Source organism: Demequina sp. B12 (assembly GCF_028823635.1).
In the GTDB taxonomy this organism is placed as follows: Bacteria; Actinomycetota; Actinomycetes; order Actinomycetales; family Demequinaceae; genus Demequina.
Window position 1 is genome coordinate 725,694 of the sequence record NZ_JAPEHU010000001.1, and the last position, 12,937, is coordinate 738,630.

The window sequence follows — 12,937 nt, forward strand, 5'->3', positions numbered from 1 at the left end:
GAATGTTCTCAATTGTGAGGGCACGGACGAAACGGACATGTGGGATAAGTCACAGCACCGTCACCCCTGGTGTTGGCGCACTATCGCGGGCCGATGCCCGGATACGACTCAGCCGCGCCCGTCACCTCCTGCGAGGGGTGGGACGGACGCGGCTGGAGCGTCTACGTGCGGGTTAGGAAACCGCTGCGACGGACTGCGTGGCGATCTCTCGTTCTTCGTTGGTGGGGATGACCCACACCTGGATACGGGAGTCGTCGGCGCTAATCAGTGTGGGCTGCTTCTTGCGGCCTGCGTTGCGTTCCAGGTCGATCTTGATGCCGAGTTCTTCGAGGCCTTCGAGCGATCCGGCACGCACCACGTCGTCGTTCTCGCCAACGCCGGCCGTGAAGGTCACGGCGTCGAGGTGTCCGAGCTGTGCGTAGTACTGACCGATGTATCCACGGATGCGACGGCAGTACACGTCCATCGCGACCTTCGCTTCGTGCGAGCCGGCGTCGATCGCGTCGTTGACGTCACGCATGTCGGAGTAGCCGGTGAGACCCAGCATGCCGGACTGGCGGTTCAGCAACGTGTCGACCTCATCGACGGTCATGCCAGCGGTACGAGCCAGGTGGGTGACGACGGCGGGGTCGATGTCACCGGAGCGAGTGCCCATGACGAGGCCTTCGAGGGGGGTGAGCCCCATCGAGGTGTCGACGGACTTTCCGGCCTTCACTGCAGTGGCCGATGCGCCGTTGCCCAGGTGCAGGACGATCGTGTTGAGGTCTTCAACCTGCTTGCCCATGAGGCGGGCGGTCTCGCGGGACACGTACGAGTGGGAGGTGCCGTGGAAGCCGTAGCGGCGGACGCCGTGTTCGGCAGCGACCCGGCGGTCGATGGCGTACGTGTACGCGGCCTCGGGCAGGGTGGCGTGGAACGCGGTGTCGAAGATCGCGACGTGCGGGATGTTCGGGAACGCGGCACGTGCGGCGGAGATGCCGGCAAGGTTCGGCGGGTTGTGCAGCGGGGCCAGGGTAGCCAGCACAGCGATCTTCTTCTCCACCTCATCGTCGATGATGGTGGGTGCGGAGAACTCAGCGCCACCTTGCACGACGCGGTGGCCCACGACGGTCAGGTCGGCAAGGGTCACCCCGGAGCCCGGTTCGTCGAGCGAAGCAATGATCTGCTGGATCGCTTCGGCGTGGTTGTCGACGCGCTCCACCAGGCCTACGGCCAAGGGCTCTTCCTGAGTGGTGTCGACGACTTGGTACTTCACCGAACTGGAACCACAGTTCAGTACGAGTGCGATTCCGGCGTAGTTGACGCTCACGCGTCTCCCTCCTTGGCATCCAGTCCTTGAGCCTGGATAGCCGTGATTGCGACAGTGTTGACAATGTCCTGGACGAGGGTTCCGCGTGACAGGTCGTTGACCGGCTTGCGAAGTCCTTGGAGTACAGGGCCGACGGCGACGGCGCCAGCCGAGCGCTGGACCGCCTTGTACGTGTTGTTACCGGTGTTGAGGTCAGGGAAGACCAGCACCGTAGCGCGGCCCGCTACCGGGGAGTTCGGGGCCTTGGAGGCGGCCACCGATGGCTCGACCGCAGCATCGTATTGCATGGGACCGTCGACCAGGAGGTCGGGGCGGCGCTCGCGGACGATGCGGGTGGCTTCACGAACCTTGTCGACGTCCTGTCCTGTGCCGGACTCGCCGGTGGAGTAGGACAGCATGGCGACGCGGGGTTCGATGTGGAACTGCTGGGCTGTTTCCGCCGAAGAGATCGCGATGTCCGCGAGCTGTTCGGCGGTGGGGTCGGGGTTGACGGCGCAGTCGCCGTAGACGAGGACCTTGTCTGGCAGACACATGAAGAACACGGAGGACACCACGCCCACGCCAGGCGGGGACTTGATGACCCGGAAGGCCGGGGTGATGGTGTGTGCGGTGGTGTGGGCGGCGCCGGACACCATGCCGTCGGCGAGGCCTTCGAGCACCATCATGGTTCCGAAGTAGCTGACGTCCTGCACCAGTTCGCGTGCGTGCTCCATGGTGACGCCCTTGGAGGCGCGGATCTCCGCGTACTTGGTGGCAAAGCGTTCGACCAGTTCGGGGTCTTCGGGCGACAGGATGCGCGCGCCGTCGATGTCGATACCGAGTTCTGCGGCTCGCTGCCGGATGGACGCTTCGGGGCCCAGGATGGTGAGGTCGACGACGTCACGGGTAAGCAGGCTGGAGGCGGCACGCAGGATGCGGTCGTCGGAACCTTCCGGAAGGACGATGTGCTTGCGGGAACCGCGAGCACGCACCAGGAGGTCGTATTCGAACATCAGGGGGGTGACCACGTCGGTTTGGGCAACGTCGAGCAGGGCGCTCAGTGCGTCGATGTCGACGTAGCGCTCAAACAGGCTGAGCGCCACATCGATTTTGACGGCGGATTCGCGCGACAGGCGGCCGCGGGTGTTCCAGCAGCGGTGTGCAGTTTCGTAGGTGCCCAGTTCCGTGGTGATGATGGGCAGCGGTGAGCCGAAGCCTGCCACGAGTTCCATCAGTAGCGCGGGTGGCGTGTGCCCGCCGTTGAGGATGATGCCGGACAGCGACGGGAAGCCTTCTGCGGCGTGGGCCGCGAGGAGGGCGATGAGGGCGTCGGTGCGGTCACCGGGGGTGATGACGACGGCGTCGTCCTTGAGGTGGGCGAGCAGATGCTCGGTTGACATGGCGCCCACGAGGACCTTGCGGACTTCACGGCCCATGAGTTCGGGGTCGCCGGCGATGACGTGGCCGTCGACGGCTTCTGCGAGTGCGCTGAGCTGCGGGGCCACCAGCAGGCTGTCCTCGGGCAGGGCGCCCATGGCGAGGCCCTCGGGAAGCTGCGCGCGAACCGCATCGATCTGGTCGGGGTCGCACCGGTTCGCGAACACTGCGGCAACGTGGGCGTGCGAGCCTGCGAGCTCGGTACGGGCCTGGTCGACTACTCGTGCCACGTCCTTGGGCGTGCGGTCTTGACCGTGGACGACGAGCGCGACGGGGGCGCCGAGGTTGGCGGCGATACGGCCGTTGAACTCGAGTTCCGCTGCTGCGGAGACGTCGGTGTAGTCGGTGCCCACGATGACGACAGCATCACACTTGCGTTCGACCTCGCGGTAGCGAGACACGATCGTCGCCAGGGCGGCCTCGGTGTCGTGGTGGAGGTCGTCATAGGTGACACCTACGGCTTCCTCGTATGAGAGGTCGACTCCGCCGCGCCCCAGAAGCAGATCGAGTACGTAGTCAGAGCCGTCTGCCACTCGGGCAACGGGCCGGAACACTCCTACTCGTCCTACTGTGCGCGCCAAAAGCGACGTGATTCCTAGGGCTACCGTGGACTTCCCGGTGTCACCCTCTGCCGATGCGATGTAAATGCTTCGTGCCACGGGGTCATTGTCCCATGTGTCCGGTGGTGGTGCGCGTGACAGTAGTCCCGACTTAGTTGGCGGTCGCAACCTGATGGGGTCTGTGGAGAAGTGGTCTACCGGTGGAGGTTGTCCGGTGAACTGCGTACGCTGATGTATCTGAGGGGCGACGGGTCGCATCGGTGGGGACCGAAAAAGGTGCGGGTCGGTCGCGGGGATGAGGGACCCATGGCTGCTGAGGGCCACGGCGCGTCAGAGCGCGGCGCTTTCGGTGCGCTGGTGGCGCGCCTGATGGAGCGTCGCGTTGGCGGACTCGAAGGTGAAGCTGGGCGGGCCATCTCGACGGCGCACGCGTTCCTCATCTTGTGCCTTGCGGTCACCTTGGCGTACGACATCTTCTACCTGTCCTACAGCGGTCAAAGCATGCCTGCGCTGGTGATGTTCCATAACCTGTGGATCGTTCTGTACATGGGAGCGATCGTGTTGGCTCGCCTGGGGCATCAGTTGTTGGCTGCTTTGGCTGCGCTCATGATTCCCACGGCCCAAACGTTGGTGTCGACTCACTATGTGGGCTGGGAGTCCGGCATCCACCTGTTCTTGTTGACCGCGGCGCCGTTGGTGTACGTGATCTTGACGGAACGGCAGCGCGCGTGGCGCGTGATCTGGATGGGCGTCAGCCTCACCGCATTCTTGGTGTGTCAGTTGGGTATGCCTGCGTCGCGAGCTGTCTACGAGTTGCCGCGTTTCGTATTGAACGCGATGTTCTCGATCGCTGCCCTGGTGACGGCGACCTTGCTTTTCACGTTCGCCGCGCTGGCGCACTTTCGCGCGGAGCACGCGCGCAAGCTTGCTGCGCAGAGCGCCCAACGAGCCGAGTATCTTGCCAACACCGATGCGCTCACGGGGCTGGCAACACGGCGCCCAGTGTTGACCCAGTTGGAGGAGTTGGCGACGCCGGGCGGCCAGTCGTATTGCGTGGCGATCGCGGATCTGGACCGTTTCAAGGAGCTCAACGATGAGCATGGGCATTCGTGTGGTGATGCCGTCCTGGCGGAGGTAGGAGTCCGTTTGAGGGCGGAGTTACGTGTGACGGATTCCGTGGGACGATGGGGCGGCGAAGAGTTCATCTTTGTCCTCCCCGACGCCACGCTCGAGCATGCGGGTCTCACCATGGACCGTATTCGGGCTGCGGTGGGTGATCGTGAGATTGCCTGCGCGGGCCATGTGCACAGCGTCACGGTGTCGGTCGGAGTGACCGAGGGTGAGCATGTGGGCACGGCGCACTACGCGATCAAGCGTGCTGACGACGCTCTGTATAGGTCCAAGCAGGAGGGACGGAACCGGGTGACTGCGGTACGACGCCAGCCATCAGAGGACGCACCCATGCCACGTGCGGCTGATCGTCGCCGCGTGCGCGGGGCGGGGGCGTGAGCGCACGCGAGCCGGGCAGTGTGAAGTGGGGCGCCGTCATCGGCGTCGGTTTCTTGGGCCTGGCCGTCATTGCAGTATGTCTGTCGCTCGGTTACTGGCAGTGGTCGCGGGGGTTCCAGTCCGGCCAGGTGATTGAGGCCAGCGATCCTGTGCCGCTGGCCGATCTTGTGGCACCGGCGAGCGCAGCGGGCGCGGGCGTCGGGAAAACCGTCACGGTCGAGGGGCAGTGGGCCGATGCTGACGTCGCACTCGTGTCGGGACGTTCCGTCGACGGTGACGACGCTGTCATGGTGGTCCGCCCGTACACGGTGAGCGGCGATGCCACCGGGACCGGCGAAGAAGCAACGTTGCCTGTGGTGGTGGGATGGTTGCCGCCCGCAGACGTTCACACAGTGAGTGAGCCGGGGGATGACTCCGCCATTGACGGCTACCTCCGTGGGGCTGAAGGTGGGTCCGGCATCGCGGACACCCCCGACCAGGAGATCGCTGGGGCGTTCTGGTCGACCACGCTGTCGCCCGCGGTGTTCGCTCAGCATTGGGACAGCCCCCTATATTCGGCGCTGCTGGTGGCGGAAACGCCAGAGGAAGGCCTCAACGCCCTCCCTGCGCCAGCACCTGACCGCGAGGTGAACTTCCGTTCCCTCACCTACGCGATCGAATGGTGGCTGTTCGGCGCTTTCTTCGCGTTCATTGCCGCACGCTGGATACGGGACAATGGTCGCGTGCCGTCCGCTCCCGCCACCGGTGACGCGGACACCGCAGACCCCGCCCATGCCAGGAAGGAACCCACGTGAGTGAGCACGTCGCGCCAGCCGGCGCATCGGCCGTCACCCCCGGAGCGTTGACCCGCTACAAGGTCATGGCCATCATCACTGGAGGCCTGCTCATTGTGGTCTTCCTGGGGATGCTCCGCTACATCCCCGCGCTGGCTACCCCAGAATCCTGGGAGCCCTTCTTCACGATCCTGGCGCAGGTGCACGGCTTTGTGTACGTGGTGTACCTCGCGACGGTGCTGCAACTGTGGTTGCAGGCCCGGTGGGGATACGGACGCCTCGCCACCATGTTCCTCGGCGGCGTGGTTCCGCTGCTGTCATTCTTTGTGGAGAAGCGCATCGCGCGTGAACTCTCCACCACCCCTCAGACTGAAACCACTCCCCAGCAGGAGGCCGCATGACCGTCCAGCCCACCGAGCATCGGCCCGTTCTGGTCGTCGACTTTGGTGCCCAGTACGCCCAACTGATCGCACGCCGTGTGCGCGAAGCGTCCGTGTACTCGGAGATCGTTCCCCACACCATGAGTGCGGCAGACATGCTCGCCAAGAACCCTGCAGGCATCATCTTGTCCGGCGGCCCCTCATCCGTCTATGAAGAAGGCGCCCCCCGCATCGACGAAGCGATCTTCGACGCAGGCGTGCCCATGATGGGTATCTGCTACGGCTTCCAAGCCATGGCCCAGGCCATGGGTGGCACCGTTGCTCAGACCGGTAAGCGTGAGTACGGCCGGACCGTCGCAGAGATCGCAGACCAGGGCGCCGCGCTCGCGGGCAGCCCCACCGAGCAGACCGTGTGGATGAGTCACGGTGACGCGGTTCACGCCGCACCTGAAGGCTTCACCGTGCTGGCGCAGACCGACGGTGCCCCCGTCGCCGCATTCGAAAACCTCGACAAGCGCATGTGTGGTGTCCAGTGGCACCCCGAAGTCAAGCATTCACCGCTCGGTCAGGAATCCATCGAGAACTTCCTGTACCGCGTCGCTGGCCTGACGCCCGACTGGACGTCTGCGAACGTCATTGACGAGCAGGTCGAACGCATCCGCGCCCAGGTGGGCGACAAGCGCGTCATCTGTGCCCTATCTGGCGGAGTCGACTCTGCGGTCGCCGCCGCCATCGTGCAGAAGGCCGTAGGCGATCAGCTCACCTGTATTCACGTCGACCACGGGCTCATGCGTGCCGGCGAGGTGGAACAGATCGAGAAAGACTTCGTCGCGTCGACCGGCGTCCGCCTCATCATCCGCGACGAGAAGCAGCGCTTCCTGGACGCCCTCGCAGGCGTATCCGACCCCGAAACCAAGCGCAAGATCATTGGCCGCGAGTTCATTCGTGTGTTCGAGGATTCCGCTCGCCAGGTGGTGGAAGAAGCCGGCGCACACGGCGAGGCAGTGGAGTTCCTGGTCCAGGGAACCCTGTACCCCGATGTGGTCGAGTCAGGCGGCGGTGAAGGTACTGCCAACATCAAGAGCCACCACAACGTGGGCGGACTGCCCGACGACCTGCAGTTCTCCCTCGTGGAGCCTTTGCGCACCTTGTTCAAGGACGAGGTCCGCGCTGTGGGCCGCGAGTTGGGGATCCCCGAAGACATTGTGGGACGCCAGCCGTTCCCCGGCCCCGGGCTGGGAATCCGCATCATCGGCGAAGTGACCGAGGAACGCCTCGACATCCTGCGTGCCGCGGACGCGATCGCCCGTGAAGAACTTACCAAGGCGGGCTTGGACGACGAGATCTGGCAGTGCCCCGTAGTGCTGCTGGCCGATGTCCGCTCGGTGGGCGTGCAGGGCGATGGCCGCACCTACGGTCACCCCATTGTGTTGCGTCCCGTGTCTTCCGAAGACGCGATGACTGCCGACTGGTCGCGGTTGCCCTATGAAGTCATCGCTCACATCTCGAACCGCATCACCAACGAGGTGTCGGACGTGAACCGCGTCGTCATCGATGTGACCAGCAAGCCGCCGGGCACCATCGAGTGGGAGTAAGCCACTGACGCCCCCTTCCCCCCCCCCTTCTCCGGGGGGGGGAGGGGGGGGGTGTGGGGGGAGGGGGGGGGGAAACCCCCCCCCCCCCCCCCCCCCCCGCCCCGGGGGGGGGGGGGGGGAGGGGTCGCGTTTGTGCGTGAAGGGCCCGGGAACTGTGAGAGTCAGTTCCCGGGCCCTGGTGTCTGTGACAGCTACTTGGTGTCGGTGTCGGTGAGGGGGTCCGCCAGGTCCGCCATGGCGTCGTCGACCTCGCCGAGCGTGTCCTCAACATCGGCGAGGGTTTCCTCCACGACGGGGGCGGTGGCGCGCTTCACTTCCCGTGACCGCCCAAGGCCGGACAGTGCTGCCGACAGGATCAGCCATCCTCCCAGTGAGCCAAGCAGGATGATCGCGAGCAGCTCCAGGTCCACGTCGTAGCCGGAGAACGACACGATCATCAGCGCGCCTGCGCCCATGACGAGCAGGCCCCACAGTGCGGAGGACAAGCGCTGACCGATGCGGCGGCGGGGGGTTGTGGTGGTGATCACGGGGTGACCTCCTCGTTGATGATGAGAGTTCCGCCGTCATACGCCGACAGTGTGAGTACGGGCGTATCGGGGTTGGTCAGTTCAACCACGGGGCCGTCGGGTTCACCGGACCACACGCTGCAACTGACGTTGCGTGCGGGCCAGACCACGAGCTGCGAGTCCGCGTTCGTGATGGCGAGCGACGTGTTCGCAGGCACCGTGACATCGGTGACCATGGCACGCAGTGCGACTGTGCTGTCTTTGTCGATCGTGGAGTAGCGCAGCACAGCGTTGGCGGGCGCCTGTCCGTCGTAACCGAACCAGTATTCGAGTTCGGTGTTGCCGGGCATGCCCACGTAGCACTCGCCTTCGATGTAGACGGCCGCGTAGTCGTCGCCGAAGGCCTCTGCGACGGAGATAGTGTCGGGGCCGGCGTAGGTGGGGGTGGGCTCGATATGCGGTTCGGAACCAGAGTCCCAGCCGATCTCGACACGGGCGTCGTCATAGATGTCGCGTAGATCGTCGGAGTTCGCAGATAGCGTCACGCCGGCCAGCACCACCAGGACCGACAGAAAACCCAGGAACCCGAGCCTGCGTCCCGACAGTGCGACGACCACCAGGATTGCTCCCAGCCCGATCGCGACACCAGCAAACCAGGCCAAAGGCCAGGCCACGGCTAGGGTGCTGACACGTTCCGCGATCACGACGGCGGCTCCGGACACCAGCATGACTCCTAGAAGTGCGAGCCATGCTCCCTTGCCGGGCCCCGGAACCTTCCACGACTGCCGGGGCGGTGTGGGGGTTGGTGGCTGCGGGGGAGCCGGAGCGACAGGCGGTGTGCTCCATCCCTGGCCGGCGGCAGAGGGCTGGGGTGCTGCGCTGCCAGGCTGAGGGGCGGCTGGGGCCTGCGGGTGAGGCGAAGAGTTCTGAGAGGGAAGGCCTGTACGAGGGTCACCAGGCAAGAGCGCTGGTTCCCACGGCTGAGGCTTGTACTCCGCATGCGGGCCGTCGGGTGCGGGAGTGCTGTCCACGGGCTCGCTGGCGGCGTGGCTGTCCGGGGACTGTGCCGGCACAGCGGACGGTGCGGAGGGCGCCGATGGGGCGGACGGTGCAGCGGCACTGGTCCAGGTTGTTCCGGGCGTCCCCGGCGGCGGGGTGGGGCCCGTGGTGCGGTTGCCGCGCTTGACGAGGTACACCACGAGGAAGATGCCGCCGCCGATGATGACGAGCGGGATGAGGACGGCGAAGAAAGCGATCACGGCACCGAGGTCTCCGTGGTAGCCATCCCAGGGAAAGCCGCCGAAGCGGAACAGGTTGAAGGCGGGCCCGCTGTCGAGGCCCAGGAGGCCCAACAGCGTGAGGACTGCGATGCCTAGGAGAGCTCCCACGTTGGTCACCCCGCGACCGAAGTCTTGGATGACGATGCGGCCTTGGCGGTCAGGGAGTAGTCCCCAGGCAGCGGCGTAGGCCAGCATGAACAGTCCGGGGAAGATCAAGAAGGCGAGGACCGCGAGGAGACGGGCCGGTGCGGGTGCGAGGCCCACTCTGGCGCCAAGCCCGGAGGCGACGCCGCCAAGGCCCTGACCGGATCTCACGAGTCCCCATTCACGGATGCTCGTGAAGAATGCGGCCTCGGTGGGAGGCTGCGGATTCTCGCTCATGATGCTCCTTCTCACGTGTGGGGTGCCTGCACACCCGGCGTTGCTTCCAGTGTTTCGGGACCGGGGGTCAGGACGCTATGAGGTATCTCCCTGATTCCCACCCTGAACTCCATGCGCAGCACCCCCTGATATCACTGCCAACGCGCAGGTAGAAACAGGTGCGTGTGTGACGATGGTGCCGTGAGCACTCCCGCTGCGACACGTGTCGCACGTCCCTTGGCTCGGCGCAGTTCTGCGCCGGTGTGGTGGCGTGCGCTCTTGGGGGTCGCGATGCTGGCAGGGGCAGGGGTGCTCGCACTGCAGCGGTGGAGCACCGAGGACATCCCCGGGTGGCTCCTGCCCGCGTTGTTGTTTTTGTTGTCATTGGGGCTGACCTGGAGTCCGCTCGACGGTGCCTTTGGGCAGGATGCCCGGCGCCTCAATGTCCAAGGGTTGTTCCGTCGCGACGACTGGTTGCGGTTGTTCGTAGGGTTCGGACTAGGAATCACGGCCCTGGGCTGGTTTGCGACCTGGGACTACACCGAATCGATTGCTGTGCGTTCCATCGTCACGTCTGTCGTGGTGGTCCTCGGTGTGGCGTTGATGCTGGCGCCGTGGTGGTTGCGCTTGATCCGGCAAGTCTCGATCGAACGGATGGAGCGCATCCGGGAACACGAACGTGCAGAGATCGCTGCGCACCTGCACGACTCCGTTTTGCAGACGTTGACGTTGATCCGGGCCCGCGCCGATGAACCGGAGACGGTGTCGCGACTCGCTCGTGCGCAAGAGCGCGACCTGCGCTCGTACCTCTATGCCGACCGTGCGGACCCCTCGGACTCTGTGGCGACTGCGCTCGCCGACGCCATCGCAGAAGTGGAAGACGTGCATTCCGTCGCGATCGATACCGTGACCGTGGGAGATGCTCCGCTCAGCGCCAACCTGGCCGCGGCTGTCGCCGCGTCAAAGGAAGCCGCCACCAACGCGGCACGTCACGGCATCGGCCCTATTTCTGTGTATGCGGAAGTCACGGCCGATGCGTTCGAAGTGTTTGTGCGCGATGGTGGCCCGGGCTTCGATGCGGACGCGATTCCGGAGGACCGGATGGGAATTCGGCAGTCGATCATGGGACGAGTCCAGCGTCACCACGGCCGCGCAGTCGTGCAGTCGAACGAGGGCGGCAAGACTGAAGTGACAATCACGGTGCCAAAGGAGAGTTAAATGACGGTTTCTGTGGTGATTGTTGATGATCACGACGTGATTCGTGTGGGCGTGCGCGAGTCGCTGGACCCTGACATCGATGTGCTGGGGGAAGCGCGGGATGTTGAGTCCGCGATCGCTGAAATCCTCGACAAGCGTCCCGACGTCGTGATCTTGGACGTCCACCTGCCCGGAGGCACGGGTGCCGGCGCGCTGGACGTCCTTGCCGAGACGCGCGGCCGGATCGACGGCACACGCGTGCTTGCGCTGTCTGTCTCCGATGCTGCGGAGGACGTGGTTTCCGTGATTCGCGGGGGCGCTCGCGGCTACGTCACCAAGTCCATTTCCGGCCCGGATTTGTCCGATGCGGTGCGCAGGGTGGCGGGCGGTGACGCGGTGTTTTCGCCGAGGCTCGCTGGCTTCGTTTTGGATGCCTTTGGAGCGGCAGGGGGAGAAGTCGCAGTGGAAGACGACGAACTCGACCAACTGACTGCCCGTGAACAAGAAGTGATGCGCCTCATCGCACGCGGCTACACGTACCGCGAGGTGGGGGAGAAGCTGTTTATCTCGATCAAGACAGTCGAGACCCACGTCGGCAAAGTGCTGCACAAGCTGCAGTTGTCGAACCGGCATGAACTGGCGCATTGGGCTGCTCAACGTCGCATCGTGTGACATTCCTCACAGGTATCTGAGAGTGCTCCGGAGGTAGCCTGCGGCGACGCCTCGTCAACCGGGATAGGGGCGTCGTCTCAGGACGGTGGCACAACAATGACGGCGACGATGGCTAGCGCGCCCACGCAGCGTGACGTAAGTCAGGAACGTTTGCGTGCGCTTGCCTTCTGGGTGGGACACCACCAGATGGCTGAGCCTCAGCCTCACATTGGACCCCGGCCCGACGACTGGCACGCCCGTGAAGAGGCGATCCAGCGTCGTGTGGGAGAGCTCGAGTTGATGGTGCCCGAGCTCAAACGCCTTGCAGGTGATGCACGCCCCCAGGTGCGCACCACTGTGGCGAAGGGGTTCGCGATGCTGGCCCAAGCGGGTCGAGGGCCAGCAGACCGCGACGTGTGGGGACTGCTACTGGACCTGTCGAAGTACGACACCGATCCCGTGGTGCGCGCAGCCGCCGAGGAAGCCCTCGACGCGCTCGAGCGCCACGGGGCGGTGGCCCGGACCGTCACGTGAGGCGCGGCTGGCGAGCCGTCACGCTAGGAGTCGTGGGGGGCGCAGTGAGTGTGGCAATGGCGCTGGGAGGGTGTACTCCGGCACCGACAAGCCCGGAACCCTACGGCCTGGCAGGGCCCATCGAAGCCAGTGCAGCACCGCTCCCCGGTGGAGCAGAGTCCGCGATCCTCGCTCAAGGTTTGGGCAGTGAGGCATACGAAGTCTCCGACCCCACCGCCGGACAAGTCGTAGAAACAGACACACAGGTCGCTGTCGCTCACGAAGGCACCATCGCTGAACGGTGGCCCACGTGCGATGACATGCGCACGCTCCTCAGCCCGGGCGCACTCCGATGGCTCGAACCTGACAACGGTGAGGGTCGCTACTCCGACACCGGCTACTCGCGGACCCTGTCCTGCTCATGGCTTGTCCAGACCCCAGAGGACCTGGAAGGTGCTGCCCCCTTGTCGAGCGGTGGAGCCATCGCAGTGTTGCTTGATGTCTCCGCGGACCCCATGACCTGGATTGACGTGGAAGGACTCGAAGGAGCCATCGCTGAGCCCCGGCTCGCTGAGATGGGCGGGTTCATCCTCTCCACCCTCGAAGACCTTGGCGATCCCATCGGAACCGTAGGGCCCACCGTCCATGTGGGCGCGGTGTCCTTGGGGTGCTCGGTGAACGGGGTCACCGTCCTCGATGAAGCCGAGTCCTCACCCTTCACTGGCCACTGGTGCCTCGACACCGCGCTACGCGTCAGCACTGACCTCGCGGAGCGCGGCCTTGCCCACTACCTGCCCGCTGACTGACCCTGACGAGTTGCACTAGGGCGCTGCGCCGGGACCGCAGTGCAGTGTCCACAGCGGTGTCGCGCGTCGGTGGCAGCGCCTA

The 12,937-nt window shown here is 65.3% G+C and carries 12 protein-coding genes; 8 read left to right on the forward strand and 4 right to left on the reverse strand.

Annotated elements, in window-relative coordinates; genetic code table 11:
• Nucleotides 1–172 precede the first annotated feature (172 nt).
• Both ON058_RS03615 and pta read right to left on the reverse strand, forming a co-directional pair.
• A complete protein-coding gene (locus tag ON058_RS03615; RefSeq protein WP_274667649.1) occupies nt 173–1,309 on the reverse strand; it encodes an acetate kinase in 1,137 nt (378 codons plus the stop codon).
• A complete protein-coding gene (gene pta, locus ON058_RS03620) occupies nt 1,306–3,384 on the reverse strand; it encodes a phosphate acetyltransferase (protein ID WP_274667650.1) in 2,079 nt (692 codons plus the stop codon). Before pta ends, ON058_RS03615 begins: the two co-directional genes overlap by 4 nt.
• Before the next feature lie 207 nt (nt 3,385–3,591).
• Between pta and ON058_RS03625 the strand changes: the two genes are divergently transcribed.
• From ON058_RS03625 to guaA, 4 genes are read left to right on the forward strand one after another with little or no spacing between them, the layout of a single operon-like run.
• Nucleotides 3,592–4,794: a GGDEF domain-containing protein gene (locus tag ON058_RS03625; RefSeq protein WP_274667651.1), complete on the forward strand. Its 1,203-nt coding sequence runs from the start codon at nt 3,592–3,594 to the stop codon at nt 4,792–4,794.
• Nucleotides 4,791–5,588, forward strand: coding sequence for an SURF1 family protein (locus ON058_RS03630; protein WP_274667652.1), 798 nt, complete (start codon nt 4,791–4,793; stop codon nt 5,586–5,588). The genes ON058_RS03625 and ON058_RS03630 overlap by 4 nt, the downstream gene beginning before the upstream one ends.
• A complete protein-coding gene (locus ON058_RS03635; RefSeq protein ID WP_274667653.1) occupies nt 5,585–5,968 on the forward strand; it encodes a DUF3817 domain-containing protein in 384 nt (127 codons plus the stop codon). The genes ON058_RS03630 and ON058_RS03635 overlap by 4 nt, the downstream gene beginning before the upstream one ends.
• Nucleotides 5,965–7,542 (forward strand): glutamine-hydrolyzing GMP synthase, encoded by a 1,578-nt coding sequence (gene guaA / locus ON058_RS03640; RefSeq protein WP_274667654.1) that lies wholly within the window; start codon nt 5,965–5,967, stop codon nt 7,540–7,542. Before ON058_RS03635 ends, guaA begins: the two co-directional genes overlap by 4 nt.
• Nucleotides 7,543–7,733: 191 nt before the next feature.
• On the opposite strand, the gene ON058_RS03645 is transcribed toward guaA, so the two are convergent.
• Nucleotides 7,734–8,069, reverse strand: a complete 336-nt coding sequence (locus tag ON058_RS03645) for a hypothetical protein (protein WP_274667655.1) — start codon at nt 8,067–8,069, stop codon at nt 7,734–7,736.
• Entirely contained in the window at nt 8,066–9,709 is a 1,644-nt protein-coding gene (locus ON058_RS03650) for a PspC domain-containing protein (protein WP_274667656.1), read from the reverse strand. Before ON058_RS03650 ends, ON058_RS03645 begins: the two co-directional genes overlap by 4 nt.
• A 180-nt stretch (nt 9,710–9,889) precedes the next feature.
• Between ON058_RS03650 and ON058_RS03655 the strand changes: the two genes are divergently transcribed.
• From ON058_RS03655 to ON058_RS03670, 4 genes are all read left to right on the forward strand, one after another.
• Nucleotides 9,890–10,906 (forward strand): sensor histidine kinase, encoded by a 1,017-nt coding sequence (locus ON058_RS03655; protein ID WP_274667657.1) that lies wholly within the window; start codon nt 9,890–9,892, stop codon nt 10,904–10,906.
• Nucleotides 10,907–11,557: a response regulator transcription factor gene (locus tag ON058_RS03660; protein ID WP_274667658.1), complete on the forward strand. Its 651-nt coding sequence runs from the start codon at nt 10,907–10,909 to the stop codon at nt 11,555–11,557.
• A gap of 108 nt (nt 11,558–11,665) precedes the next feature.
• Nucleotides 11,666–12,070: a hypothetical protein gene (locus ON058_RS03665; protein WP_274667659.1), complete on the forward strand. Its 405-nt coding sequence runs from the start codon at nt 11,666–11,668 to the stop codon at nt 12,068–12,070.
• Nucleotides 12,071–12,102: 32 nt separating this feature from the next.
• Nucleotides 12,103–12,855 (forward strand): hypothetical protein, encoded by a 753-nt coding sequence (locus tag ON058_RS03670; RefSeq protein ID WP_274667660.1) that lies wholly within the window; start codon nt 12,103–12,105, stop codon nt 12,853–12,855.
• The last annotated feature ends 82 nt before the right edge of the window (nt 12,856–12,937 follow it).